The 25,384-nt window shown below is 73.2% G+C and carries 18 protein-coding genes, 1 tRNA gene, 1 other RNA gene, 1 pseudogene and 1 riboswitch; of the genes and pseudogenes, 4 read left to right on the forward strand and 17 right to left on the reverse strand.

The genetic code is table 11. The features are described from left to right. Nucleotides 1–54 precede the first annotated feature (54 nt). Entirely contained in the window at nucleotides 55–495 is a 441-nt protein-coding gene (locus tag AC07AL_RS31795) for an SsgA family sporulation/cell division regulator (RefSeq protein WP_478319085.1), read from the forward strand. Nucleotides 496–569: 74 nt separating this feature from the next. Here AC07AL_RS31795 and AC07AL_RS31800 read toward each other — a convergent pair whose 3' ends face one another. Genes AC07AL_RS31800 through AC07AL_RS31810 form a run of 3 tightly spaced genes read right to left on the reverse strand, consistent with a single transcriptional unit; the run spans nucleotide 570 to nucleotide 5,064 of the window. Next, nucleotides 570–3,110, reverse strand: coding sequence for a phosphatidylglycerol lysyltransferase domain-containing protein (locus AC07AL_RS31800; RefSeq protein WP_400810313.1), 2,541 nt, complete (start codon nucleotides 3,108–3,110; stop codon nucleotides 570–572). After that, nucleotides 3,107–4,423: an alpha/beta hydrolase gene (locus AC07AL_RS31805; RefSeq protein ID WP_363628101.1), complete on the reverse strand. Its 1,317-nt coding sequence runs from the start codon at nucleotides 4,421–4,423 to the stop codon at nucleotides 3,107–3,109. The genes AC07AL_RS31800 and AC07AL_RS31805 overlap by 4 nt, the downstream gene beginning before the upstream one ends. Further along, a complete protein-coding gene (locus tag AC07AL_RS31810) occupies nucleotides 4,420–5,064 on the reverse strand; it encodes a class F sortase (RefSeq protein ID WP_478319087.1) in 645 nt (214 codons plus the stop codon). Before AC07AL_RS31810 ends, AC07AL_RS31805 begins: the two co-directional genes overlap by 4 nt. 404 nt (nucleotides 5,065–5,468) lie before the next feature. Here AC07AL_RS31810 and AC07AL_RS31815 point away from each other — a divergent pair, with 404 nt between their 5' ends. Continuing rightward, entirely contained in the window at nucleotides 5,469–6,761 is a 1,293-nt protein-coding gene (locus AC07AL_RS31815; RefSeq protein WP_478319089.1) for a polysaccharide deacetylase family protein, read from the forward strand. 3 nt (nucleotides 6,762–6,764) lie between these two features. On the opposite strand, the gene AC07AL_RS31820 is transcribed toward AC07AL_RS31815, so the two are convergent. Both AC07AL_RS31820 and AC07AL_RS31825 read right to left on the reverse strand, forming a co-directional pair. Next, nucleotides 6,765–8,222 carry an MFS transporter gene (locus tag AC07AL_RS31820; RefSeq protein WP_478319090.1) on the reverse strand — a complete coding sequence of 486 codons (1,458 nt, stop codon included), beginning with the start codon at nucleotides 8,220–8,222 and terminating at the stop codon, nucleotides 6,765–6,767. A gap of 116 nt (nucleotides 8,223–8,338) precedes the next feature. Then, nucleotides 8,339–8,653, reverse strand: a complete 315-nt coding sequence (locus tag AC07AL_RS31825; RefSeq protein ID WP_350881126.1) for a DMT family transporter — start codon at nucleotides 8,651–8,653, stop codon at nucleotides 8,339–8,341. Between the two features lie 43 nt (nucleotides 8,654–8,696). Beyond that, nucleotides 8,697–8,763, reverse strand: a riboswitch (guanidine-III (ykkC-III) riboswitch). An 85-nt stretch (nucleotides 8,764–8,848) separates the two neighbouring features. On the opposite strand from AC07AL_RS31825, the gene AC07AL_RS31830 reads away from it, so the two are divergent. Further along, nucleotides 8,849–8,920, forward strand: a tRNA-Cys gene (locus tag AC07AL_RS31830). Between the two features lie 96 nt (nucleotides 8,921–9,016). Here AC07AL_RS31830 and AC07AL_RS31835 read toward each other — a convergent pair. From AC07AL_RS31835 to AC07AL_RS31860, 6 genes and pseudogenes are all read right to left on the reverse strand, one after another. Next, entirely contained in the window at nucleotides 9,017–11,344 is a 2,328-nt protein-coding gene (locus AC07AL_RS31835; protein WP_079135849.1) for a xanthine dehydrogenase family protein molybdopterin-binding subunit, read from the reverse strand. A gap of 643 nt (nucleotides 11,345–11,987) precedes the next feature. Then, nucleotides 11,988–12,432: pseudogene (locus AC07AL_RS31840) on the reverse strand ((2Fe-2S)-binding protein); the annotation flags it as partial. A 71-nt stretch (nucleotides 12,433–12,503) separates the two neighbouring features. Further along, a complete protein-coding gene (locus tag AC07AL_RS31845; RefSeq protein ID WP_363587211.1) occupies nucleotides 12,504–13,370 on the reverse strand; it encodes an FAD binding domain-containing protein in 867 nt (288 codons plus the stop codon). A gap of 310 nt (nucleotides 13,371–13,680) precedes the next feature. Continuing rightward, nucleotides 13,681–15,291 (reverse strand): beta-N-acetylhexosaminidase, encoded by a 1,611-nt coding sequence (locus tag AC07AL_RS31850; RefSeq protein ID WP_478319092.1) that lies wholly within the window; start codon nucleotides 15,289–15,291, stop codon nucleotides 13,681–13,683. A gap of 129 nt (nucleotides 15,292–15,420) precedes the next feature. Next, nucleotides 15,421–15,705 (reverse strand): DUF3039 domain-containing protein, encoded by a 285-nt coding sequence (locus tag AC07AL_RS31855; protein WP_063349181.1) that lies wholly within the window; start codon nucleotides 15,703–15,705, stop codon nucleotides 15,421–15,423. A 61-nt stretch (nucleotides 15,706–15,766) separates the two neighbouring features. After that, the gene (locus AC07AL_RS31860; RefSeq protein WP_063349180.1) at nucleotides 15,767–16,351 is read right to left on the reverse strand and encodes a YqgE/AlgH family protein; all 585 of its coding nucleotides are present in this window, start codon (nucleotides 16,349–16,351) and stop codon (nucleotides 15,767–15,769) included. 299 nt (nucleotides 16,352–16,650) lie between these two features. Between AC07AL_RS31860 and murA the strand changes: the two genes are divergently transcribed. After that, the gene (gene murA / locus AC07AL_RS31865; RefSeq protein ID WP_363587206.1) at nucleotides 16,651–17,991 is read left to right on the forward strand and encodes a UDP-N-acetylglucosamine 1-carboxyvinyltransferase; all 1,341 of its coding nucleotides are present in this window, start codon (nucleotides 16,651–16,653) and stop codon (nucleotides 17,989–17,991) included. A gap of 105 nt (nucleotides 17,992–18,096) precedes the next feature. Here murA and AC07AL_RS31870 read toward each other — a convergent pair whose 3' ends face one another. The 6 genes from AC07AL_RS31870 to AC07AL_RS31895 all read right to left on the reverse strand — a co-directional run bounded on the left by AC07AL_RS31870 (nucleotide 18,097) and on the right by AC07AL_RS31895 (nucleotide 25,239). After that, entirely contained in the window at nucleotides 18,097–18,378 is a 282-nt protein-coding gene (locus AC07AL_RS31870; RefSeq protein ID WP_030059737.1) for an HU family DNA-binding protein, read from the reverse strand. A 509-nt stretch (nucleotides 18,379–18,887) separates the two neighbouring features. Beyond that, on the reverse strand, nucleotides 18,888–20,360 hold the full coding sequence (locus AC07AL_RS31875) for an NAD-dependent malic enzyme (RefSeq protein ID WP_063349178.1): 1,473 nt from the start codon (nucleotides 20,358–20,360) through the stop codon (nucleotides 18,888–18,890). Nucleotides 20,361–20,683: 323 nt separating this feature from the next. Further along, complete coding sequence (locus AC07AL_RS31880) at nucleotides 20,684–22,987, reverse strand: HelD family protein (protein WP_478319094.1); 2,304 nt, start codon at nucleotides 22,985–22,987, stop codon at nucleotides 20,684–20,686. Nucleotides 22,988–23,115: 128 nt separating this feature from the next. Beyond that, nucleotides 23,116–23,497: a transfer-messenger RNA gene (gene ssrA / locus AC07AL_RS31885) on the reverse strand. Between the two features lie 85 nt (nucleotides 23,498–23,582). Further along, the gene (smpB, locus tag AC07AL_RS31890) at nucleotides 23,583–24,059 is read right to left on the reverse strand and encodes an SsrA-binding protein SmpB (RefSeq protein ID WP_350881115.1); all 477 of its coding nucleotides are present in this window, start codon (nucleotides 24,057–24,059) and stop codon (nucleotides 23,583–23,585) included. Nucleotides 24,060–24,102: 43 nt separating this feature from the next. Beyond that, complete coding sequence (locus AC07AL_RS31895; RefSeq protein ID WP_478319096.1) at nucleotides 24,103–25,239, reverse strand: S41 family peptidase; 1,137 nt, start codon at nucleotides 25,237–25,239, stop codon at nucleotides 24,103–24,105. Nucleotides 25,240–25,384: the final 145 nt, after the last annotated feature.

The raw sequence follows: 25,384 nt of genomic DNA on the forward strand, positions 1-25,384 counted from the left end.
GCCCCAACCCTCCCCCTTGTCGACCGGCCTCACACCGACCCGAAGGGACTCGCCGTGCACACCGCCGCCGAAGAGACCGTCCAGGCCCGTCTGATCCTCTCGCTGCACCGCTCCGTCCGGCTGCGGGTGCTCCTGAGCTACCTGCCGGAGGACCCGCTCGCCGTCCGGATGGCCTTTCCCGCCGAGTTCTCGCTGGACGAACCGGCGGACGGCGGCGCGGGCTCGGACGGCGCCGACGACATCGTCTGGGTCTTCGCCCGCCAGCTGCTCTCGGCCGGCCTGGAGCTGCCGGCCGGCGTCGGCGACGTCCACGTCCGGCCCACGGTCGGCCGGCGCACCATGGTCGAGCTGCGGGCGCCGGAGGGCACCGCGCTGCTCCAGTTCGACACCACCGACCTGCGCCGCTTCCTGTGGCGCAGCCGGCTGCTCGTCCCCGAGGGCGAGGAGCACCTGCACCTGGACGCCGACCGCGCGCTCGCCGAGCTGCTCGGCTGAGCGGCGCGCGGGGCCGGCGTCCGGGGGCGTCAGCGCGCTTCCGGCCGTCACCCGGGTCCGGGGCCCAGGGCGCCTCAGCCCGACAGCCTGCGCATCAGCCGGACGCCCTGCGCCGGCGTCAGGTGCGGCAGGTACGCCTTGCCGATCGCCCTGGTGATGCTCGGCAGCGCGGCGGGGTCGGGGTAGGCCATGTACATCGGCCGGTACTCCGGCTGGAACTTCGCCTTGAACGCGAGCAGCGAGCGGAAGCCGTACACCGGCTCCAGCACCCGTCCCATCCAGTCCAGCATCCGCTGCAGGCCGGAGGGCTCCTCGTCCTGCCCGGAGCGGGCCAGCGGCGCGCCGGACAGCGACAGGAAGCGCGCGCCCTCCTCCTTGAAGCCCAGCGCGGCCGAGGCGATCAGGAACTCGTTGACGCCGCGGAAGCCGTCCGAGCGCCGGCGCATGAAGTCCAGCGTCCAGCCGACCGGCACGCCGTTCTCGTACACCGGCATCCAGCTGGTCAGCCCGTGCACGACACGCTGCTCGTCCACCGCGATCAGCACCCGCACGTCCGGGTCGTCCAGCTCCTCCAGTCCGCCGAGCGTGAAGCCCATCTCGGGCAGGCCCTTCTCGGAGACCCACTCCTCGGAGATCGCCCGGATCTGGTCCCGCAGCGCGCGCGGCGCCTCGTGGTGGGACCACCACTCGGCGGTGATGCCCTGCTTGCCGGCCTTGTTCAGCGCGGTCCGGATGTCCTGCCACTTGCGGCCGGTGAAGGCCAGCTCGGGCAGCGCCACCACGGTGTCCTCGGCGACCTGCACCGAGCGCCAGCCGAGCTGCGCGGCGGCCTCCCGGGTCTGCGGGGAGACGCTGTAGAAGCACGGGGTCCAGCCGCGCTGGTCGCAGAACCGGGCGAACCCGGCCACCGCCCGGGCCCGGGCCTCCGGCGCGCCGAACGGGTCGCCGGTGGTCAGCGCCACCGTGTTGTGCACCCGGTAGGCGACGGCCGCCCGGCCCTCCTCGTCGAACCAGTAGTGGTTGCCGTCCCAGGTGGTGATGAAGGACAGCGTCCCGCCGCCGTACGCGGTGAGCAGCGCCCTGGCCCGGGCGGCCGCCTCCGCGTCGGTGTGCAGCACCGGCCGGCGGAAGGCCAGCAGCAGCGCGGTCAGCGCGACCACCCAGAACGCCAGCCCGCAGTACGTCTCCAGGAACAGCGCCACCGGGCCGACCGCGATCGGGTAGTCCGGCAGCAGGTCGTTGTAGGCGGGCGGCAGGAACTGCGCGGGCAGCCCGTGCAGCAGCCGGCGGATGTTCGCCCCCGGCTCGAACTGGTCGGCCGCGAGGCGCCCGAGCCCCACGTACGCGGCCGAGGCCGCCAGGGCGGCGCCGCCGAGCAGCGCGCCCAGCCGCAGCACCGCCCGGCCGGCCAGCCGCAGCCGGAAGCGCTGCCGGGTGGCCAGCAGCAGGCCGAGGGTGAGCAGCGGCAGCAGCAGCGCCTCGACGAAGTACTGGACCACGTCGCCGCTGACCGGGCCGGAGTCGAGGTACAGCCAGCCCAGCAGCGCCGCCCAGAGCAGCTCGGTGGCGACGGTGATCCGCCAGGCGAGCCGCAGCCCCCGGCGCAGCCCCTCGGCCAGGACCAGCAGCAGCGCCGGGAACAGCGCGGCCATCAGCCGGCCCGGGGTGTCGAAGATCCGCTCGACGGCGTGCGCGCGGGCGCAGTCGTGCGCCGACAGCGCGCAGAAGTCGGCCACCTCCTCCGGGCTGAGCCGGTGCGAGAAGTACAGCTCGGAGAAGGTGTTGAACGGCCCGCTGGCGTTGTCGTACAGCGAGGCGATCAGCGGGCCGAGGGCGGCGGCGACCAGGCAGAGCGCCACCAGCACCCGGGTCTCGGAGTGCGAGGAGCGGTGGGTGCGCAGGTGCAGCCCGCCCCGGGCGAGCAGCGCGCCGGCGCCCAGCCCGACGAACGCGGCGGCGCACCGCTGGACGCTCTGCAGGTGGCCCACGTACAGCGTCATGACCAGCGGGGCGAGCAGCACCAGCAGGTGCAGCCGGCGGCGCCAGAGCACGGTGAGCCGGTAGCCGAGCACCCCGGCCAGCGCGAACAGGCCGACACCGGGGCCGACCGAGGTCTGGTCGGCCACCGAGACGGTCCACTGCTCGCCGACCCGGGAGCCGACCGCGATCAGCCCGGTGCCGAGCAGGGTGCCCGCCAGCTGCCCGCCGACCAGCACCGCGAGCGTGCGCAGCCACCCGAGCCGGTGCTCGGCGGCCGGGCCGACCAGGACCAGCAGCAGGCTGGTGAACACGTACGAGCCCAGGCCGGAGCACCAGAACAGCGAGGTGAACGGCGTCCACCAGTGGCCCTCGGCGAGCGTGGGCACGCCGGCCCCGACCCGGTCGAGCAGCCGCTCGGACGGCCCGTGGGCCAGGCTGCCGGTGGCCGCGCCGAGCGCCCAGAGCCCGGCCAGCAGCACCAGGGTGAGCGGCGCCGAGCGCAGCCACACGCCGAACGTCCGGGTCGCCCGCCAGGCCCGCTGCGGGCGCGGCTCCGGCGTCCCGGCGACCGGCGCGCGGTCCGACGGCCACTCCTGCTCCTTGGCCGGCGCGGGGGCCGCGGGGAGCCGGATCACCGGATCAGCCCGGTCTGCTGGGAGAGCCAGGCCAGGTTCTGTTCGAAGGCCTGGCGGAACACGACCCAGCTGTGCCAGCCGGGGATGGTCTGGTAGCCGACCTTCATTCCGGCCGCCTGTGCCGCCGCATAGGCCTTCTCCTGCATGGGTCGGAAGTCCGGGTCGTTGGCGCCGACCACGAACATGCCTGCGGTGTCGGGGAACTTCTGCCGGGCCATGACGTGCACCGGGTCGACGGCGTCGAACGCGGCCTCGTCGCCGCCGAAGGCCTTGTCGACGGTCTCGCCGCGGTCGCCCAGGGTCGGCTCGTCCTGGCCGGAGATGTCCAGGAAGGTGCCGTAGACCCCGGGCGCGTTGACGGCCAGCTGGAGCGAGCAGGTGCCGCCGAGCGAGAGCCCGCCGATGGCGAAGGCGCCCCGGCCGGTGGCGGTCTGCAGGTTGTGGTGGATCCAGTCCGGGACGTCGGTGGCCAGGTAGGTGTGCGCCTTGGCGATCCGGGAGTCCATGCAGAGCGTGTTGGTGAACGGGCTGCCGGTGGGGTCGGCGACCACCACGATCGGGGCGAGGCCCTGGTGGTCGGCGGCGAAGGCGTCCAGGGTCTCCTGGATGGCCCCGGAGGTGATCCAGTCCACCGGGGCGCCGGGCTGGCCGGGCAGCAGCACCACGACGGGCAGCAGCGGCCGGGGGTTGGCCTGGTAGGCGGGCGGCAGGTAGACGTACCCGTCGCGGGCCGTGAAGCCGGACTTGGTGCCGGGGATGGTCACCGTGGAGAGGGTGCCCTTCGCGGGCAGGCCGGGCGGCGCGTGCCAGAGCTCCTCGACGGGCTTGCCGGGCGTGGCGGCGACGGTGCTGGCCACCTTGCCCGTGGTCAGCGCCTGGACCCCGGGCACCAGCATGGCCCGGGCGGTCGGGTACTGGTCGAAGCCCCGGTTGACCTGCGAGGCGGCCATCAGCAGCACCAGGACGGCGGCTCCGGTCGCCAGCAGCCGGCGGCGGACGGCGAGCAGCGGCGCGCGGAAGCAGACCAGGGATATCGCGAACAGCGCGACGGCTATCCAGCGCAGGACGAAGTCCGGTGTGCCCTCCGGGAAGGGGTGCCACCAGCCGTCGACGCCGAGCTTCACCAGGGCGGTGAGCGTTCCGGCCAGCATCAGGGCGCCGAAGAGGCGCGGGGCCCGCCAGCGTTCGTGGCGGGAGAACGCGAGCAGGACCAGCGACCCCCAGCCCGCGGCGAGCACGGCGTACGGGATCGGGCCGTGGGTGAGCGGCCAGTCGATCGGGTTCCAACGGGTGGCGAGGGTCAGCGTGGTCATGCGGCTTTGCCCGGCCGGGTGGTGTCGGCCAGGAAGCCGTAGGCGACGACGTTGCCCTCGTAGCCGTGCTCGGCGCTGTACGCGCCGCCGCAGGTGATGACCCGCAGCTGAGCGTCGGCGGCCTGGCGGTAGACCCGGTCGTCCGGGAAGTCCTTTCGGTCGTGCACTTCGATGGCGTACAGCTGGTAGACGGCGACGGCGCCGTCCGCGCGGGCGATCTCGATCCGGTCTCCGCGCCGGAGCGCCCCCAGGTTGTAGAAGACGGCCGGGCCGGCCTTGTTGTCGACGTGCCCGGCCAGGATGGCGGTGCCGCGCTGCCCGGGGCTGGCTCCGCCGCGGTACCAGCCCGCCAGGTTGCGGTCCGCCTCGGGCGGGGCCTGGAGGTGGCCGTCGGGGTCGAGCCCGAGCGCGGTGACCGGGGCGTCCAGCCGGACGGCCGGGATGCGGATGCGGATGGGGTCGGAGGGGCCCAGCGGCGGGACGACGGAGACCGGGGCGAAGCCGGACAGCGTCTGCGTGCTGCCGGGGGCGGGCGGCAGCACGCCCTGCCCGCCGTCGTGCAGCAGCCAGGCACCGAGCACCAGCGCGGCACCGGCCGCCAGGGTGCCCGGCCACGGGCTCCTGCTCTGCTGGACGCCCACGGGCGCTCCCCTCTACCGACGGATTCCCGATCCTGGGAGTTTCCTGGGAAACAATTCAATCGGATCGGACCTTAAAGCACGTCCACACGATGGGCGTAATGACACCCCCCGATCGGCAGGGCAACCGCCCGAATCCGTGCGCCCAGTGGGCATCCGGTGACGGAACGCGACGGCCGTTTCCCAGGTGACGGCGCCACCGGAACGCCTCGGTACGAGCTTCGACGGCGCGGGGGGTCGGTCCGGTTGCGTCAATCGGGCGATCGATGAAGACCGCCAGTGGCGCCTGGCCGACCGATCGAGCCCAGCTGCCATGCTGACCCGGTCACGGGTTCTATCACCCCACTTGTCCGACCGGATTTCCGCACGCCTGTACGCCTGCCGAACGCCTCATGAACGGAGTGACCATGGCCGCTCTCTCCCGCCGCACCCTGCTGGCCGCCGGTGCGGCCTCCGCCGCCACCCTGGCGACCGGCTGCGGAAGCAACAGCGCCGACAGCAAGAAGCCGATGATCGGCTCGGCCGTCCCTCCCACCGGCGCGGCCGTCGACCAGAGTGCCGGCCCCACGGACGCCGCCGAGCAGCAGGCCGTCCTGATCGGCGACGGCTCCACCTCCGACACCGGGGCCCAGCCCCACCAGCCCACCCCCGAGCGGCTCAAGGCCGGCGAACGGCCGCCGCAGTTCGTGGTCTTCTCCTGGGACGGCGCCGGCGAACTCGACAACGGACTGTTCGCCCGCTTCCGCCGGCTGGCGCAGGAGCACAACGCCTCGATGACCTTCTTCCTCAGCGGCCTCTACCTGCTGCCCGAGTCCAAGAAGGACCTCTACCGCCCCCCGCAGCACAAGGTCGGCGCCTCCGAGATCGGCTACCTCACCGACCAGCACATCCACGACACCCTGGAGAACGTGCACGCGGCCTGGCTGGAGGGCCACGAGATCGGCACCCACTTCAACGGCCACTTCTGCGGCGCCACCGGCGTCGGCAAGTGGTCCCCGGAGGAGTGGGACAGCGAGATCCAGCAGGCCATGGACTTCGTGACGAACTGGCGCACCAACACCGGCTTCACCGACCTGCCGGCCCTGCCCTTCGACTACCGCAGGGAGCTGATCGGCAGCCGCACCCCCTGCCTGGAGGGCCAGCGCAACCTGCTGCCCACCGCGGTCAAGCGCGGCTGGCGCTACGACAGCAGCGGCAACGGCACCCAGGTGTGGCCGCAGAAGATCCAGGGCGGTGCGCTCTGGGACCTCCCGCTGCAGTCCATCCCCTTCCCCGGGCACACCTTCCAGGTGCTGTCGATGGACTACAACATCATGTACAACCAGTGCGGCCCCAACACCAAGGCCGACCCGGCGCTCTACCCGGGCTTCCAGGCCCAGGCCCGCGACTCCTACCTGCTGGGATTCGACCGCACCTACAACGGCAACCGGGCGCCGTACGTCATCGGCAACCACTTCGAGGAGTGGAACGGCGGCATCTACATGAACGCCGTCGAGGACGTGCTCCGGACGATCGCGGACAAGCCGGAGGTCCGGCTGGTCTCGTTCCGCCAACTGGTGGACTGGCTGGACGCCCAGGACCCGGCGGTGCTGCGCAAGCTCCAGGGCCTCGCCCCGGGCCAGGCGCCGACCGGCGGCTGGGAGGCCTTCCTCGGCACCCCCGGGGCACCGCCGGTGCCCTCCGCCGCCGCTGCCGGCTGACCCTCAGGACCTGGCCCGGACCCGGCCGGCGAGCAGCGCCCCCAGCAGCGCCACGCCGGCCATGGCCAGCAGGATCACCGCGAAGGCCCCGGGCGAGCCGGCGGCCCCGGACGAGGCGGTGGCCCCGGCGCCCTCGTGGGCGGCGGCGAGCGAGCCGCCGCCCAGCACCGCGAACATCACCCCCGCCAGGCCCGTCAGCAGGACGTTGCCCAGCGCGTCGCTCATCTGCAGGGCCGCCGAGTTCACCCCGGCGTCCTCCGGCGCGGAGAGCTTCATCATCAGCACGCTGACGCTCGCGACCGTCAGTCCCATCCCGATGCCGCCGACGCCCCAGGCCACCGCCGCCACCCAGGCCGGCACCGCCGGGACCAGCACCAGCGCGGCGCCCGCGATCGCCACCGTGGTCAGCACGAACCCGCCCCGGATCATCGCCTCGCGGTAGCGCTCGGCTCCCGGCCGCCCCTGTAGCCAGGAGCCCAGCGCCCAGGTGAGCCCGCCGCTGGTCAGGGTGAGCCCCGACATCGTCGGCGAGAGGCCGCGCTCGGTGGTCATCATCAGCGGGACGAAGGCCTCGGCCCCGAGGAACGCCCCGGCCGCCAGTCCGCGCAGCAGGATCACCGCCGGCAGCCCCCGCCCTGCCCGCAGGGTCCGCTCGGGCAACAGCCCCAGGACGGCCGGCACCAGCAGCGCCGCCCCGACGATCCCGGGGAGCAGCCCGATCAGGTCGTGCCGCCCGCCCGCGTACTGCAGCAGGCCGGCACCGAGCGCCGCCATCGCGGCCAGCAGGGTGCGCCGGCGGTCGAAGTCCGAGCCCCTGGCCACCGGGTGCTCCCGCTCGGAGCGGGTCAGCGCGGGGCCCATCACGGCCAGCGGCAGCAGGATCAGCACCGGCACGGCCAGGAACACCCAGCGCCAGCCGAGGTGCTGGGTGATCGCGCCGGAGACCAGCGGCCCGATGATCGAGGGCAGCACCCAGGCCGAGGAGAAGGCCGCGAACACCGCCGGCCGCAGCCGCTCCGGGTAGGCCCGGCCGACCACCACGTACAGCGCGACGATCACCAGCCCGCCGCCCAGGCCCTGGATCGCCCGCCCGGCCACGAACACCCACATGCCCGGCGCCGTCCCGGCCACCACCAGGCCCACACCGAACACCGCGATGCCGGTGAACAGCGGCTGCATCGGCCCGCGCCGGTCGCACCACTGCCCGGAGACGACCAGCGCGAACAGCGTGGTGGTGAAGTAGCCGGAGAAGGCGAAGGCGTACAGCCCGATGCCGTTCAGCTGGCGGGCCGCGGTCGGCATCGCGGTGTTGACGGCGGTCGCCTCGAAGGCGATCACCAGGACCACCGACACGATCCCCAGCGTCAGAGCGCGGTAGCGGCCGCTGAGGACCCCGCCACCTGGGTCGAGTTCGGAGGGTATCGAGGCGGAGTCGACCGAGGTGGGGGAGGCAGTGGTCATACGTAACATCGTAAGGGCCGTCTGCCTTCATGACCCCTGACCCGAGTCGGTGACCAGCTAGGTCGCTGGGCCTAGGACCGGGGTCGGGGGAAGGGCGGGCCAAGCTCAGGCGGCGGTCAGTGGAGCACCTTCAGGCCGACCACGCCGGAGACGATGAGCAGCAGGCAGCCGATCCGGGCCGCCGTCACCGCGTCCCCCAGGACGGCCATGCCGTAGAGCGCGGTGCCGACCGCACCGATGCCGACCCAGACCGCGTAGCCGGTGCCGATCGGAATGGTGCGCATCGCGTACGCCAGCCCGCCCATGCTCAGCAGCAGGGCCACACCGAAGACGAGGCTGGGGGTGAGCCGGGAAAAGCCCTTGGACGACTCCAGGGCCACCGCCCACACGGTCTCCAGGACACCCGAGATGATCAGAACGAGCCATGCCATGACGGCCTACCTCCGCAGTCCACAGCGGCCGGATTGCCGCTGAACTGCGCCGTCTTGTCGTCACCGGGTACGACGCGCTCGTCCGGGGCGGCCGGGCAACCGACCACCTGGTTCCGACCGTAGCACAAGCCGCCATACAGAATTTACATTCCGCCGTTGACGGCCCCCCGCGCATTCCGCCACTATGAATTCACTGGCCGTGTGCCCGAGTGGCTTAGGGAACCGTCTGCAAAGCGGTGTACACGGGTTCGATTCCCGTCATGGCCTCGCCGGAAATGGAATTGCCGGTCGACATTCCGTCGACCGGCAATTCCTGTTTCCGGTATTTCCGGGGCGGTCGGCCGAAGCCGCCGCCCCCGCCCGTCAGACCGCGACCGCGTCCTCCGGCCGGATCGGCAGCCGGCCGACCGGCAGGCCGGTGGCCGCCCGGACGGCGGCGGCCACGGCCGCCGGGGCGACCACCGCGGGGGCGGCGCTGACCGCCTTGGCCCCGAAGGTGGCGACCACGTCCCGCTCCTCCAGCAGGGCGGCGATGCGCACCTGCGGGGTGTCCAGCGCGGTGGGCAGCCGGTAGCCGGTGAGCGAGGGGTTCAGCAGCACGCCGCCCTCGGTGCGCAGGTCCTCCAGCAGCGCCAGGCCGACGCCCTGGGCCACGCCCGCCTCGATCCGGTCCTCGATCTGCCGCGGGTTCAGCGCCCGGCCGACGTCCTGGGCGACCGTCATCTCGACCACCCGGACGGCGCCCAGCTCGATGTCCACGTCCACCACCGCGCGCATCGCGCAGAACGCGATCGACACGAAGGCGTCGCCCTGCCCGGACTCGTCCAGCGGCTCGGTGGGGTGCGGGCGGCACTGGGCCGTCGCCCAGAGCTCCTTGCCCTCCAGCGCCTCGGCGACCGGCATGCCGAGCACCCCGTCGTACGAGGTGATCTTTCCGTCGGCGATCTGCAGCAGTTCCACCGACATCCCGAAGTTGGCGGCGATCGGCTGGAGCAGCTGGTGGCGGACCATCAGCGCGGCGCGCTCGACGGCGCCGCCGGAGACCCAGGTGTGCCGGCCACGGGCGGAGGGACCGGCGATGGACTGGTCGCTGTCGGCCGGCGCGATGTACACCTCGCTGACGCCCAGCACGGTCTGCACGATCTGCCGGGCCAGCGTGGCGAAGCCCTGTCCGGAGTCGACGGCCGCGCAGATCACCGTGGCGTGGTCGCCGCTGACCCGCACGGTGGCGGTGGAGACCTCGTCCTCGCCCTCCGCGCCGAGCATGTGCACCATGCCGACGGCGTAGCCGATCCCGCGCCGCACCGCCGCCGGGTCGCCGGCCCCACCGGGCCCGCCCGGCAGCAGCCACTCGGCGTCCGGGTCGTCCACCGGCAGGGCCGGCAGCGGCTCGGCCGCGACGGCCTCCAGCAGCGCGCCGACCGGCGCCGGGCAGGTGACGGCCTGTCCGGTGGGCATCGGGTCGCCGGTGGCCATCGCGTTGCGGCGGCGGATCTCCACCGGGTCCACGCCGATCCGGGCGGCCAGCTGGTCCAGCTGCGACTCGTAGGCGAAGCAGGCCTGCAACGCGCCCTCGCCGCGCATCCGCCCGGCCGGCGGGTTGTTGGTGCGCACCGCCCAGGCGTCCACGAAGACGTTCGGGCAGACGTACGGGCCGACCGAGAACGCGGTGGCGGCGGCCAGCGCCTCGGCGGAGACGTCCGCGTACGCGCCGCCGTCCAGCAGGATCTGCGCCTCGACCTTCACCAGGGTGCCCTCGGCGTCGGCGTGGTGGCGGTAGCGCAGCAGCGCGGGGTGGCGCGAGGGGTGGGTGTGGAAGGACTCCTCGCGGGTGAGGGTCATCTTCACCGGGCGGCCGGTGCGCAGCGCCAGCAACGCCAGGGTGACCTGGAAGGAGAGGTCCTCGCGGTCCGTGGTGGCCCCGGGCACGCCGGTGACCACCAGCCGGACCCGGTCGGGCTCCAGGCCGAGGCAGGCGGCGGTGCGGTCGCGGTCGCCGTGCGGGTCGGTGGAGGACAGGTGCAGTTCGACGCCGCCGTCCGGGCGCGGCACGGCCAGCCCGGCCTCGGCCCCGAGCGGGGCCGGGTCCTGACGGCCGACCTGGTAGAGGCCCTCGATGATGATCTCGCCGGCCGCGTCCGGGTCCCCGGTGCGCAGCGGCAGGTGGCGGAACAGGTTGCCGTCCGGGTGCAGCGACGGGGCGGTGAAGGCCTGCTCGGGGTCGGTGACGGCCTCCAGCGGCTCGTAGTCGACCGCGATCAGACCGACCGCCAGCCGGGCGGTGTCCGGGTGGTCGGCGGCCACCGCGGCGATCGGCTCGCCGTGGTGGCGCACCACGCCCGCGGCCAGCACCGGCCGGTCGGCGACGATCGGCCCGGCCGGGGCGCCGTCCGGGGTTCCGTCCGGGCCGGGCGGCAGGTCGGCGGCGGTGACCACGGCGTGCACGCCGGGCAGCGCGAGCGCGGCCGCGGTGTCGATACCCCTGATCCGGGCGTGCGGGTGCGGCGAGCGCAGCACCGCGCCCCAGAGCAGCCCCTCGGCCCACAGGTCGGCCGCGTACGGGTAGATGCCGAGCGCCTTGGGCAGTGCGTCGCTGCGCAGCGGTGAGCTGCCCAGGCCGAACGGCTCCGGTGCGCCGCCCTCGCCGCCGTCCTGCTGGAGTGCTGCGCCGATGTCGGTAGGCGACGTCATGATGCGTGGTCGTCCTCGGGGAGCCGGATGCCGTGGGCGGGGGTGGCGCCGTACGGGACGCCGGCCGGGGCGGTGCCGCCGGCCGGAGCGCCGTGCGGGGGCGTGGCGACGTACGGCGTGCCGTGCGGGGGCGTGCCGTCGAAGGCGGCCCCGGGCAGCGGCGTGCCGTGCGCGGGGGTGGGTTCGTAGACCGGGGCGTCGTACCCGGCGTCGTAGCCGTTCTGCTGCGGGTAGCCGCCGGGCACGTAGGTCCCGTGGGCGGGGGTGCCCTGGTACGGCTGCTCGGGGTAGCCCTGGGGCGGGTAGTACACCTGGTCGTCGGTGGTCTCGGCGGGGATGCCCTGGACCGGCGTCAGGACGGCGGTGTCGTACACGCCGGTGTCGTAGCCGCCCTGGCCGTCGCCGTACGGCTGGTCGGTGCCGGCCGGGGGCTGCTCGGCGGGCGGCTGCGGGACGTGCTCGATCCAGGCGTCGGCGTCGGCGTAGACCGGCGGTTCGGCGGCCGGCTCCGGTCCGGCGGCCGCTTCCCCGGCGGGCTGTCCGGCGGGCTGTCCCGCGACCGGGGCGGCGGCCTGGGCGGCGGCCGGAGAGGCCGACTCCTCCGTCTCCTCGGCGTCCTCGGCGCGCGCGTCGGCGATGCTCTGGACGGCGGCCAGCACGCCGCGGTAGCCGGTGCAGCGGCAGAGGTTGCCGCAGAGCGCCTGGCGGGCCTCGACCTCGGTCGGGCGGTGGTTGCGCTGGAGCAGGTCGTGCACCGCCATCGCCATGCCGGGGGTGCAGTAGCCGCACTGCACCGCGCCGGACTCGGCCAGCGCCTGCTGGACGTCGCTCGCGCCGCCGGCGGCCGACAGGCCCTCGACGGTGTTGATCTCGCTGTCGGCGGCCAGCGCGGCGGGCACCAGGCAGCCGGCCACCAGCTGGCCGTCCACCTGCACCGAGCAGGCCCCGCACTCGCCCTGCTCGCAGCCGTCCTTGGCACCGGCCAGGCCGAGCCGCTCGCGCAGCACGTAGAGCAGGCTCTCGCCGATCCAGGCGTCGGTGACGGGCCGTTCGAAACCGTTGACCCGCAAGGTGTACGAGGCGCACGGGCGCAGCTCGCGGCTGACCTGCGGGGTGAGGCCGAGCGGGTCGGCGTCGAGGGTCTCGATGGGGTCTGTGGTCACTTCAGCGCCCTTCCCAGTGCCCGTCGGGCCAGCACCGATACGGTACGCCGCAGCCGAACGGCGGCCGCGCTCGGCCCCTCGGTCACGGCCTCCCAGGCGCCTTCGGCGCCGTAGCTGTCGGGGACGCAGGCGGTGGCCACGTACTCGCCGAAGGCGGCGGTCGCGGCCGGGTCGATCTCCCGGCTGCCGTCCCAGTCGATGCAGCCGGCGACCCAGGCCTCGGCCTCCAGCGGGCGCAGCGGCACCGGTGCGACGGCGCCGACCGCGCAGCGCACGGCGCGCCGGGCGGGGTCGAGGACCAGCGCGACGGAGGCGGTGGCGCGGGCCGGGCCGCTGCGGCCGGTGGCCTTGAGGAAGACCTGCGGGGCGTGCAGCAGCGGGACGCGCACCCAGGTGAGGAGTTCGCCGGGGCGCACCGGGTCGAGGCCGGTGAGCAGGTGACTGACCGGCACCTCGCGGCTGGCGCCGGCCCGGGCGAGGGTGACGCTGGCCTCCAGGGCGGTGAGCACCGGGAGGGTGTCGCCGGCCGGGGCGGCGGTGACGATGTTGCCGCCGAGGGTGCCGACGTTGCGGACCTGCGGCGGGCCGGCGGTGCGGGCGGCGTCCGCGAGCGCGGGGATGAGCGCGGCGAAGTCGGGGCGGTCCATCCGGGCGTGGGTGAGTCCGGCGCCGAGGACGGCGGTGCCGCCGTCCTCGTAGCGCCAGCCGCGCAGTTCGGTGATCCGGCCGAGGCCGACCAGGGCGGCGGGGCGTAGCCGTCCGGCGTTGACGGCTTCCATCAGGTCGGTGGCTCCGGCCACCGGTACCGCGGCCGGGGTGGCGGCCAGCGCGTCGACGGCCTCGTCGAGGGAGGCCGGCAGCATGATCGTCCGGTTCACCTGGGTCCCACCGTGCTCCACTTGCTCATCGATCGGCTGCCGCCCGCGGCCTTCGGCCGTGGTGTCCGCGTCAGCAGCCCGGCCTGGCCCGTAGGGTACGGGCGATCGGGCCGGGTTGGGCAACTCTGGCACACAATGCTCGATGATCATTTCGGGGCAGGTGAACGGGACTGCCCGATTGGGACGGATACCGGGCGGTATCTGCCCCGGCCCGAACCGGACCAGGGCAGATGTTCATCTGTTCTTGACGTCAGATGACCACTCAGAAGTTCCCGCCGGAACGAGTCCGTCGCGCTCAGCGCACCGGCGGCGGGCCCTCGATCGGCCGGCCGGCCACCCCGGGCCAGCGCTGCCAGGGGTGCGGGCCGTCCGCCGGGCGGTACTCCACGCCGAGCGCGTCCAGCACCTTCAGGTGCGCCTCCAGCCGGTGCTGGAAGCCGGCGTAGTCGCGCTCGGCCGGATCGGTGGGCAGGTCGGACCAGGCGACCTCGGAGAAGGCCACCAACCGGGGGAAGGCCCGGTAGTCGATGTCCCGGGCGCTGTCCATGAACTCGCTCCACAGGTTGGCCTGGGTGCCGATCACGTGCCGGGCGGCGGTCTCGTCCAGCTGCCCGGGCACCGGCTCGAAGCGGTACACGTCCTCCAGCGTGCGCACGAAGCCGACCGGGATCGGCTCGTCCGGGCCGTCGGCCTGCCGGTGGTCGAAGTAGACGTGCTGCTCGGGGCACATCACCACGTCGTGCCCGGCCTTGGCCGCGGCGATCCCGCCACCGAACCCGCGCCAGGAGGAGACGGCGGCGCCCGGGGCGAGCCCGCCCTCCAGGATCTCGTCCCAGCCGATCAGCCGGCGGCCGCGCTCGGCCAGCCAGCGGTCGAAGTGCCGGATCACGAAGCTCTGCAGCTCGTCCTCGTTGGCCAGGCCGAGCTCGCGGATCCGCGCCTGGGCGGCCGCGCTGTCCTTCCACTGCTCCTTGGGGCACTCGTCGCCGCCGAGGTGGATGAACTCGGACGGGAAGAGTTCCAGGACCTCCTCCAGCACGCCCTCGAAGAAGCGCAGGGTGTCCTCGGAGGCGTTGAGCACGTTGTGGCTGACGCCCCAGTCCGTCCAGACGCCGAGCGCCGCGGTGTCCACCACGTCGGTGTTGCCCAGCTCGGGGTAGGCCGCGACGGCGGCCTGGGTGTGCCCGGGCAGGTCGACCTCCGGGACGACGGTGACCCCGCGCGCGGCCGCGTAGGCGACGATCTCGCGCAGGTCGTCCTGGGTGTAGTAGCCGCCGTGCGGGCGGTCGTCGCGGCGCTGGCCGGCCCGGTAGCCGACCATCGAGCGGTCCCGCCAGGCGCCGCGCTCGGTCAGGCCGGGGTAGCGCTTGATCTCCACCCGCCAGCCCTGGTCATCGGTCAGGTGCAGGTGCAGCACGTTGAGCTTGTGCGCGGCCAGCAGGTCGACGAAGCGCAGCACGTCCGACTTGGGCAGGAAGTGCCGGGCGACGTCGAGCAGCGCACCGCGCCAGCCGAACCGCGGGGCGTCCTCGATGTCCGCACCGGGCAGCACCCAGCCGGTGCCGCGCAGCGGGGAACGGCGGAAGGCGTCCGGGCCGAGCAGCTGCCGCAGGGTCTGCGCCCCCCACAGCGCACCGGCCGGCCCGCCCGCGGCTATCAGGGCGTGGCCGCGGCGCACCGTGATCCGGTACGCCTCGGCGGCCAGCGCGTCGTCCTGGACCAGTTCGATGCCCGCGCCCGGCCGGCCCGGGCCGAGCGGCAGCCCGGTGGCCGCGGACAGCGCGGTGCGCAGCCACCGCTCGGCGTCGGCCAGCCCGGGCGGCGCGGTCAGCGTGGTGGCGTCGTCGAGGGGGAAGTCCTCGTCCGGGCGGCGGACGGCACTCGAAGGCACGGGAATGAGGTCCATTCCGACATCCTGCCCCCGCCCCGGACGACTGGCATAGACCACTTCGGAAACGCGGCACTATGCAAAACGGCGCTGTGCACAACCACACCCTGCGCAACGGCGCCGGGCACCGGCCCGCGGCGGTCGGTGCTACTTGCCGCCGTTGTTGTCGTCGCCGCCCTGCGGCTTGCCGATGCCGTCGTAGATCTCCTTGCACATCGGGCAGACCGGGTACTTCTTCGGGTCGCGCCCGGGCACCCAGACCTTGCCGCAGAGCGCCACCACGGGCGAGCCGGAGAGCGCGCTCTCCATGATCTTGTCCTTCTGGACGTAGTGCGCGAAGCGCTCGTGGTCGCCGTCCCCGTGGGACACCTGGGGGACTGGCTCGACCAGGGTGCCGGTGCCGAGGCCGCGCTCGGGCTCAAGAGTGCTCATAGGTGCCAAGTCTATGGGCGCCCCGCGAAACCCGGCCAGTATCGCGACGGCGGCCCGTACGTCAGTTCAGCGTCGGGTCGTCCGGATAGGTCGCGAGCAGCGCCAGCGGGCCGCGCTGGCGGCGCAGCACCGAGCGCCACAGCCGCTCCGGTTCCGGGCTGGAGATGTCCCCCGGCTCGCAGTCCACCAGGTACCAGGCGCCGCTCCCCAGCTCCGTCTCCAGCTGGCCCGGCGACCAGCCGGCGTACCCGGCGAAGATCCGCAGCGCGCCCAGCTCGCCGGCCAGCACCTCGGGCGGCGCCTCCAGGTCCACCAGGCCGATCGCGCCGTGCACCCGCCGCCAGCCGAGCGGCTCGCCGGTGCCCGGCTCCCCCGGCGCCACGGCGAGGCCGAGCGCCGAGTCCAGCGCCACCGGTCCGCCCTGGAACACCACGGCGGGCTGCCCGACCAACCGCCCCCAGCCGTCCAGCACGCTGCCCACCTCGACCGGCGTCGGCCGGTTGAGGACCACGCCGAGCGCCCCCTCGACGTCGTGGTCGAGGAGCAGCACCACCGCCCGGGCGAAGTTCGGGTCGGTGAGCAGGGGCGTCGCGACGAGCAGACGGCCGGTGTGGGACCGTCCTGCGTGCGAGTGGGCCGCCGTCATGCCCACATGATCCCGCAGAACGGCCGGGGTCGGACACCTCAACGATCGAAACCCCGCCACGCCGGACAAACACCCGAACGGCCCCTCCGGCGGGCGGGAGCGAGCCCGGAGAGAGGACCATCACGGGAGAGGCTCACGGGAACCATCGGCACGCCCACTACCATCTACGGATGGTGGACGCCCTTCTACGGTGCCGACTCGGTTTTGCCGGGGGCCCGAGCGCGCCCGTACCAACCGGTCCACCACCGGCTCTCTACCGGAGCCTTCCCACTCCTCTGGCACCCCGGATTGCGAGAACGATGACCGACGACGTCCTGCTGGTCCACGGCGGAAACCCGCTCGAAGGCGAGATCCGCGTCCGCGGTGCGAAGAACCTGGTGCCCAAGGCCATGGTCGCCGCCCTCCTCGGCCAGGGCCCCAGCAGACTGCGCAACGTCCCGGACATCCGCGACGTCAAGGTGGTCCGCGGACTGCTCCAGCTGCACGGGGTCACCGTGCGGACCGGCGACGAGGACGGCGAGCTGATCCTCGACCCGTCGCACGTGGAGAGTGCGAACGTCACCGACATCGACGCGCACGCGGGCTCCTCGCGGATCCCGATCCTGTTCTGCGGCCCGCTGCTGCACCGCCTCGGCCACGCCTTCATCCCGGGCCTGGGCGGCTGCGACATCGGCGGCCGTCCGGTCGACTTCCACTTCGAGGTGCTGCGCCAGTTCGGCGCCACCATCGAGAAGCACCCGCAGGGCACCTACCTGGTCGCCCAGCAGCGCCTGCGCGGCACCAAGATCGAGCTGCCCTACCCCTCGGTCGGCGCGACCGAGCAGGTGCTGCTCACCGCCGTCCTCGCCGAGGGCGTCACCGAGCTGCGCAACGCGGCCATCGAGCCGGAGATCGTCGACCTGATCTGCGTGCTGCAGAAGATGGGCGCGATCATCACCCTGGGCACCGACCGGACCATCCTGATCACCGGCGTCGACGAGCTGGGCGGCTACACCCACCGCGCGCTGCCGGACCGCCTGGAGGCCGCTTCCTGGGCCTGCGCGGCGCTGGCCACCAGGGGCGACATCTACGTCCGCGGCGCCCGCCAGCTGGAGATGATGACCTTCCTGAACACCTTCCGGAAGGTCGGCGGCGCCTTCGAGGTGGAGGACGAGGGCATCCGTTTCTGGCACCCGGGCGGCGAGCTCAAGGCGATCGCCCTGGAGACCGACGTGCACCCGGGCTTCCAGACCGACTGGCAGCAGCCGCTGGTCGTCGCCCTGACCCAGGCCACCGGCCTGTCCATCGTCCACGAGACGGTGTACGAGTCGCGGCTCGGATTCACCGGCGCGCTCAACCAGATGGGTGCACACATCCAGCTGTACCGCGAGTGCCTGGGCGCCACCCCGTGCCGCTTCGGCGCGCGCAACTTCCTGCACTCGGCGGTCGTCTCCGGCCCGTCCAAGCTGATGGGCGCCGAGCTGGTCATCCCCGACCTGCGCGGCGGCTTCTCGTACCTGATCGCGGCGCTGGCGGCCGAGGGCACCTCGACCGTGCACGGCATCGACCTGATCAACCGCGGCTACGAGAACTTCATGGACAAGCTGCGCGACCTGGGCGCCCACGTCGAGCTGCCGTCCGAGCAGCTGGTCGACGCCTGATCCGCAGGGCCCACCGGGCCACGGGCCCACGGGCCCACGGGCCCACGACGAGAGGCCGGGCTCCCCAGAAGGGGAGCCCGGCCTCTCGGGCGTTCAAGGGGTGGTTCAGGCGCCCTTGGCGGCTTCCTTCAGCTTGGAGCCGGCGCTCACCTTGGCGCTGTAGCCGGCCGCGATCTGGATCGGCTCACCGGTCTGCGGGTTGCGGGCGGTGCGGGCGGCGCGGTGGGTGCGCTCGAAGGTCAGGAAACCGGGGATGGTGACCTTCTCGTCGCCCTTGGCGACGACCTCGCCGACGATCTCGGCGAAGGCGGCCAGAACGGCGTCGGCGTCCTTGCGGGTCACCTCGGCGCGCTCGGACAGCGCGGCCACCAGCTCACTGCGGTTCATGTGTACTCCTGTGGTCTGTTCGCTTGCGGTGTGCGGGGGCCCATCGGTACTCCCACCGGGGGGCACCCGGATAGGCCGCAGGTCCGCACACTGTGCTCATGCAGGCAATGCGTGGTCGCAGGCCGGGTCCGTACCCGATGCCGCGCGCCGGTGCCGTCGAAGGCCCGTCCGCCTGCCTGGATACGAATCCTGCCCCGACCAGCCCCGAGAAAGCCAATCGGGCCCCGGCCACGACACCCGAACGAACCCCACCCGTTGGAGGTGTGACGCTCCGTCGGCTCCGGCGGACCGGGCCCGGGCGGCGGTCGGGATGACGCGCCGGAAGACCAGGGGGACGTTCCGTACTTGTCGGACACGCCTGCCCCGTGCAGGGCTACCGTACGCCCTAGGCACGACAAGCCCAAACACGCCCCTCGCCCTTGTGTCGCAAGGGTTCGGGGCGGGCTCGGGCGGGTAAGGCCGCTATTCGGACATTTGACCGATCAGCGACACGTCGGCCGCCTCGCCGGTCAGAGCTTGACGGTGGGGAAGGAGGAGGCGTCGAGCGTGCCGACGATTCCCGGGGTCGGACGGGCCGGCTCCGTGCTCTCCTGGACGCCCGCCAGCGCCGCCTCGCGCACCGCCGAGGCGACCGTCTTGGCGACGTCCTTGTGGAAGACGCTCGGGATGATGTAGTTGGCGTTCAGCTCGTCGTCGGCGACGGTGGTGGCCAGCGCCCGGGCGGCGGCGATCATCATCTCGGTGTTGACGGTGCGGCTCTGGGCGTCCAGGAGGCCGCGGAAGACACCCGGGAAGACCAGCACGTTGTTGATCTGGTTGGGGAAGTCGCTGCGGCCGGTGGCGACCACGGCGGCGGTCTGCCGGGCGATGGCCGGGTCGACCTCCGGGTCCGGGTTGGCCAGCGCGAAGACGATCGAGTCCTCGGCCATGGTGGCCAGGTCGTCGCCGTCCAGGACGTTCGGGGCCGAGACGCCGATGAAGACGTCGGCGTCCGCCACGGCCTCCTTGAGGCTGCCCGTGCGGCCCGAGCGGTTGGTGTGCTCGGCGATCCAGCGCAGGCTGTCGTTGAGGTCCTCCCGGCCCTGGTGGACCACACCGCGCACGTCCGCCACGGTGGCGTGCTCGACGCCGGCCGCCAGCAGCAGCTTGAGGATCGCGGTACCGGCGGCGCCGGCGCCCGACATCACCACCCGGATGTCGCTGATCTCCTTGCCGACCACCTTCAGCGCGTTGGTGAGGGCGGCCAGCACCACGATCGCGGTGCCGTGCTGGTCGTCGTGGAAGACCGGGATGTCCAGGGCCTCGCGCAGCCGGGCCTCGATCTCGAAGCAGCGCGGCGCGGAGATGTCCTCCAGGTTGATGCCCGCGAAGCCGGGGGCGATCGCCTTGACGATGGCCACGATCTCGTCGGTGTCCTGGGTGTCCAGGCAGATCGGCCAGGCGTCGATCCCGGCGAAGCGCTTGAACAGGGCCGCCTTGCCCTCCATGACCGGCAGCGCGGCGGCCGGGCCGATGTTGCCCAGGCCCAGCACCGCCGAGCCGTCGGTGACCACGGCGACGCTGTTGCGCTTGATGGTGAGGCGGCGGGCGTCCTCGGGGTTCTCGGCGATCGCCATGCAGACCCGGGCGACGCCCGGGGTGTAGATCATGCTGAGGTCGTCACGGTTGCGGATCGGGAGCTTGGACGACATCTCGATCTTGCCGCCGAGGTGCATCAGGAAGGTGCGGTCCGAGACCTTGCCGATCGACACACCGTCGATCGCCCGCAGCTTCTCGACGATCTCCTCGCCGTGCGCGACCGAGGAGGCCGCCACCGTCACGTCGATCCGCAGCGCCTCCAGGCCGGAGGCGGTGACGTCGAGACCGGTCACCGAACCGCCGGAGGACTCCACGGCCGTGGTGATCGCACTGACGGCGTTGCCCCGGGCCGGGACCTCCAGCCGCACCGTGATCGAGTTGGAGACACTGGGCACCGTCGCCATCGACGCTTCCTTCTTCCGTCCGTGCGGCAGGTTCAACATTTTGTTGAAGGCATCGCCTGCGCATGCTAGACCTCGATCGTCGCACCTTCCAAGGGATAGCCAGAAATAACGTTCATTGAGTGTGCGGACCCGACAACTTCTTGCCTCTCCGGGCCGATGCGTTACATTGGACGGGACACCGGCTCGATCCAAGCCCCCGGGCCCAACCTTCGTCCCTTCGAGGGACCACTTGCCGCGAGGCGAGCATGGCGGGTCGGTGTCACTAACGTCTGAAGGCCCCTCACCATCCGGTGAGGGGCCTTCTTCGTCCGGCGGACCGGCCGTCAGCCGTGCAGCAGCGCGGGCACGCCGGCCGCGTCCGGCAGGTCGTCCGGACCGGACAGCACGGTCAGCCGCTGGGTCGCCCGGGTGAGCGCCACGTACAGCACCCGCAGGCCGGCCTCCGACTCGCCGGCGATGCCGGTCGGGTCGGCCACCACGGTCGCGTCGTACTCCAGACCCTTCGCCTCCAGGCTGCCCAGCACCACCGCCCGCTCGCCCAGGCCCTCGGCCCAGCCGGCCGCCTCGGCCCGGCGGTCCATCGGCACCACGATCGCCACGGTGCCGTCCACCTCGCCCAGCAGCCGCTCCAGCTCCGCCCGGGCCGCCGCGCCGAAGGCCTCCGGGGCGGGGTCCACGACGGCCGCGAAGCGCGGCTCGACGCCGACCCGGCGCACCGCGGTCGGCGACGGGGTGCCCGGCGCGGCCAGCGCCAGCACCTTGGCCGCGACCTCGGCGATCTCCGCCGGGTTGCGGTAGTTGACGGTCAGCGTGAAGCGGCGGCGCGACTTGCCGGACAGCACCTCGTCCAGCGCGGCCTGCGCCTCCTGCGGGAACGGCCAGGAGGACTGCGCCGGATCGCCGACGATCGTCCAGGTCGCCATCCGGGCCCGGCGGCCGATCATCCGCCACTGCATCGGGGTGAGGTCCTGCGCCTCGTCCACGATCACGTGCGCGTACTCGGTGCGCTCGACGGGGACGCGCTCGCGCTGGCGGGAGCTGCGGTCGGCGAAGGTGGTGACCTCCTCCAGCCCGCTCAGCAGGTCCACCGCGTCCACCTCGCGCACCTTCGGCCGGGCCGCCTCGCCGAGCAGCACCTGGAGCTCGTCCACCAGCGCGACGTCGTGCGCGGACAGCGCGCCCTCGCCGTTCGGGGACAGCCGGCGCCAGGACGCCGCCAGCAGCCTCGCCTCGTCCGGGGAGACGGCGCGGCGGGCGATCCGGTTGATGTGCCGGTGCTGCTTGAGCGTGCCGAGCACCCGGCGCGGGGTCACGGCGGGCCACCAGGCGTCCAGGAAGTCCAGGAACGACGCCTCGTCCGAGACGTACTCGTCGAAGGACTCCTTCTCCTCCTGGCGCTGCTCGCGGGCGTAGTGGTCGGTCGGCTTCGGCAGGTGCCGGGTAACCTCCTGCCACAGGGCGTCCAGCAGCAGGCGGCGGGCGCGCGGGCGCAGCAGGTTCAGCGGGGTGCCGCCGGAGCCGATCACGTTGCCGCGCACGGCCTTGAGTCGGCCCGCGTCCAGCTTGAGCACCTCGCCGCGGGCGACCACCTTCAGCTCCTGCGGCGCGCCCAGCTCCAGCGCGGCCCGGGCCGCCCGGCGCAGCAGCTGGACCATCCGGCCCGAGCCCTTGACCCGGGCCGCCTCCGGACTGTCGTAGGTGCCCGCCTCGATGCCGTCCACCAGCGAGCCGACCGCGCGGATGGCGACCTGCCCCTCCTCGCCGAGCGAGGGCAGCACGCCCTCGGTGTAGGAGACCAGCAGCGGGGTCGGCGAGACCACCAGGATGCCCCCGGCGTAGCGGCGGCGGTCCTGGTACAGCAGGTACGCGGCGCGGTGCAGGGCCACGGCGGTCTTGCCGGTGCCCGGGCCGCCGGTGACGAGCGTGGCGCCGGCGGCGGCCGCCCGGATCACCTCGTCCTGCTCCTTCTGGATGGAGGAGACGATGTCGCGCATCGAGTGGCTGCGGGCGCGGCCGAGCGAGGCCATCAGCGCGCCGTCGCCGACCACCGCCAGCTCCCGGCCGTTCAGGGTCGGGGTGAGGTCGGGACGCAGCAGGTCGTCCTCGACGCCGATCACCCGGCGCCCCTTGGACCGGATCACCCGGCGGCGGACCACCCGGCCCGGCTCGACCGGGGTGGCGCGGTAGAACGGCGCGGCGGCGGGCGCCCGCCAGTCGATCACCAGCGGACCGTACTCGGCGTCCAGCACGCCCAGACGGCCGATGTGCAGGGTCTCGGCGACGGCCGGGTCGGCCGGGTCGAGCGGCGTGTCGGAGGGGATGCCGTGTTCCTCCGGGGCGTCCGCCCGCTGGAGGTCGATCCGGCCGAACAGGAAGTCCTCGAACTCGTTGTTCAGGCGCTGGAGGTGGGCGCCGGCCCGGTAGACCTGGGCGTCGCGCTCGGCGAGCGCGCCGGGGGTGCCGACGTGGACCCGCTTGGCGGCGTCCTCCAGGATGTACTCGGCCTCGGCGAGTTTCTCCTCCAGCCGGCGGTAGACGGTGTCGAGGTGCTGCTGCTCACCGGCGATCTCGCGCTCGCGCGCGGTCTCGCGGTCGGTGGCGGCGGTGGTGTCCGTGTTGCTCTGCATGGCCTCGGTGGTAGCGGCGGAATCCGGCTCCGGAAAACGAGCGGACGGATGATCCTACGCCCCAGCCGGGGTAAACGTGAAGGCCGCCCACCGCAAAGCGGTGGACGGCCTTCACTGTCAACATGGGGTGGTGGAGATGCCGGGAATCGAACCCGGGTCCAGTGGAGTTAATTCAGGGCTTCTCCGAGCGCAGTCCGCTGTGATTTTCTCGGCCCTGGCAGTCACACGGACAAGCCGCCAACAGGCCCAGCTGCTGTTTGATTTCCCATCCACCCTCGCAGCCCGGGTGGACGGTTGAGTTCCCTAGATTATGCCAGGGTCCGGGTCGGGAACTCCCCGGTCTGACACCCAAGCGCTATCGGTGCTTATTAGGCAGCGAGAGCGAACTGCTGGGAATCGCGCTTAGAGTTGGCGATTATTTTTTTGCGACACGTGGTTAACGAGATCATTGCCGCGTTCCTCGGCTCGCTTCCCCTGTTTCAACATCCCCTGTCGAAACCGATCATCCCCATGTTTTGTTGAGAAACAGCCGGACGGTGACCGTCCGTGTTGCTGCCGCCATAGTACGCGAGGCAGCGGGTGAGGGTCCAGCGGATTAACGCTGGCGCCTCCGGGCGGCCGCCACCGCACGGGCCGTCTCGCGGGTGTCCTGCTTCTCGCGCAGCGTCTGCCGCTTGTCGTACAGCTTCTTGCCGACCGCGAGCGCCAGTTCGAGCTTCACCCGGCCGTCCTTGAAGTACAGCGAGAGCGGGACGAGCGTGTGGCCCGCGTCGCGGACCGTGCTCTCGATCTTGCGGATCTCCAGCCGGTGCAGCAGCAGCTTGCGCTTGCGCCGGGCCGCGTGGTTGGTCCACGTCCCCTGGGTGTACTCGGGGATGAACACGTTGTCGATCCAGGCCTCGTGGTTCTGGATGTAGGCGTAGCCGTCGACCAGGTTGGCCCGCCCCTCGCGCAGTGACTTCACCTCCGTACCGGTGAGCACGAGGCCGCACTCGTAGGTGTCGAGGATCGTGTACTCGTGTCGCGCCTTCTTGTTCTGCGCGATCAGCTTCTGTCCGGTTTCCTTTGCCATAGCGCGGCCATTCTCGCACTTCGGCCGGTTCGGGGCAGCCCCTTTAGGCCCGGGTACCGAGCCCGGCCAGCACCCGCAGGGCGAGCGCGTCGGCGTCCTCGCCGGCCGCCGCCGGGACGTCCGGGGTCAGGCCGGTGCCCTCCGGGGAGCGGCCGGCCGGGGTGTAGTAGCGGCCGACGGTCAGCTCCAGCACGGCGCCGTCGGCGAGCCGGCTGGGCTGCTGGACGGTGCCCTTGCCGAAGGTCCGGGAGCCGACCACCACGGCGCGGCTGCGGTCCTGGAGCGCGCCGGTGAGCAGTTCGGCGGCGCTCATCGTGCCGCCGTCGACCAGCACCACCAGCGGGGTGCGCTGGTCGCCCCCGGGCGGGGCGGTCAACTCCCGGGTCTCGCCGCGCTCCTGGTACGAGCCGACCGGGCCGCCGTCCAGGAAGATCCCGGCGGTGCCGGCGGCCTCCTCGACCAACCCGCCCGAGTTGCCGCGCAGATCGAGCACCACACCGGTGTGCGGGGCGCGCAGCGCGGCGCGCACCTGATCGGTCACGCCGCTGGTGAAGGCCCGCACGGCGATCCGCAGCACGCCCTTCTCCAACTGCTCGGCGGTGACCTGCTGGCTGTCCAACAGGGCCCGCCGCAGCCGCAGTTCGCGGACCTCGCCGACACCGCGCCGCACGGCGAGGGTGACCTCGGAGCCCACCCCGCGCTCGCCGTCGCGCCCGCGCAGCCGGGCCACCACCTCGGTGACCGGCAGGTGGTCGGCCTGGTCCTGGTCGATCCGCAGCAGCCGGTCGCCGGCCTCGATCCCGGCCGTGGCGGCGGGCCCTGCGGGCGCCACCTGGGAGATCGCGGTGACGCCGTCCTGGCCGCGGCCGACCGAGAGCCCGACGCCCAGGTAGCGGCCGTCCAGTCCCTGGCTGAACGCGGCATACTCCTGGGCGCTGTAGTAGGCGCCCCAGCGGTCGCCGTTGGCCCCGAGCAGGTGCTCGGCCTGCTGCTCGGACAGGGCGGTGCCGGCCGGGTCCGCCGGGAGGCCCGGGGCGGCGCCCGCGACCGGGGCGGCACCGGCGGCCGGGCGCCGCGGCGGGTCGCCCCAGGCGCCGGTAGCGGCCCCGGCGATCAGCACGACGCCGAACACCAGGCTGAGGGTGGCCACCTGACGTGCCCTGCGCGGAGTTTCCAGCATGGCACCGGAGTGTAGACACCGCGCCGGGCCCGACGGGCCGCAACGACGGGCGAAACGGCGGCGGGGGGGGGGGGGGGGGGGGGGGGGGGGGGGGGGGGGGGGGGGGGGGGGGGGGGGGGGGGGGGGGGGGGGGGGGGGGGGGGGG

It is taken from the genome of Kitasatospora sp. NPDC043949 (assembly GCF_056435365.1).

Coding starts and splice junctions, on each gene's coding strand:
- AC07AL_RS31845 (WP_363587211.1), bottom strand. CDS start 13,370: ATGCTGCCGGCCTCCCTCGACGAGGCCGTCGACGCGCTGGCCGCCACC.
- AC07AL_RS31805 (WP_363628101.1), bottom strand. CDS start 4,423: ATGACCACGCTGACCCTCGCCACCCGTTGGAACCCGATCGACTGGCCG.
- AC07AL_RS31835 (WP_079135849.1), bottom strand. CDS start 11,344: ATGACGTCGCCTACCGACATCGGCGCAGCACTCCAGCAGGACGGCGGC.
- AC07AL_RS31815 (WP_478319089.1), top strand. CDS start 5,469: ATGGCCGCTCTCTCCCGCCGCACCCTGCTGGCCGCCGGTGCGGCCTCC.
- murA (WP_363587206.1), top strand. CDS start 16,651: ATGACCGACGACGTCCTGCTGGTCCACGGCGGAAACCCGCTCGAAGGC.
- AC07AL_RS31855 (WP_063349181.1), bottom strand. CDS start 15,705: ATGAGCACTCTTGAGCCCGAGCGCGGCCTCGGCACCGGCACCCTGGTC.
- AC07AL_RS31870 (WP_030059737.1), bottom strand. CDS start 18,378: ATGAACCGCAGTGAGCTGGTGGCCGCGCTGTCCGAGCGCGCCGAGGTG.
- AC07AL_RS31860 (WP_063349180.1), bottom strand. CDS start 16,351: ATGACGGCGGCCCACTCGCACGCAGGACGGTCCCACACCGGCCGTCTG.
- smpB (WP_350881115.1), bottom strand. CDS start 24,059: ATGGCAAAGGAAACCGGACAGAAGCTGATCGCGCAGAACAAGAAGGCG.
- AC07AL_RS31820 (WP_478319090.1), bottom strand. CDS start 8,222: ATGACCACTGCCTCCCCCACCTCGGTCGACTCCGCCTCGATACCCTCC.
- AC07AL_RS31895 (WP_478319096.1), bottom strand. CDS start 25,239: ATGCTGGAAACTCCGCGCAGGGCACGTCAGGTGGCCACCCTCAGCCTG.
- AC07AL_RS31850 (WP_478319092.1), bottom strand. CDS start 15,291: ATGGACCTCATTCCCGTGCCTTCGAGTGCCGTCCGCCGCCCGGACGAG.
- AC07AL_RS31875 (WP_063349178.1), bottom strand. CDS start 20,360: ATGGCGACGGTGCCCAGTGTCTCCAACTCGATCACGGTGCGGCTGGAG.
- AC07AL_RS31880 (WP_478319094.1), bottom strand. CDS start 22,987: ATGCAGAGCAACACGGACACCACCGCCGCCACCGACCGCGAGACCGCG.
- AC07AL_RS31825 (WP_350881126.1), bottom strand. CDS start 8,653: ATGGCATGGCTCGTTCTGATCATCTCGGGTGTCCTGGAGACCGTGTGG.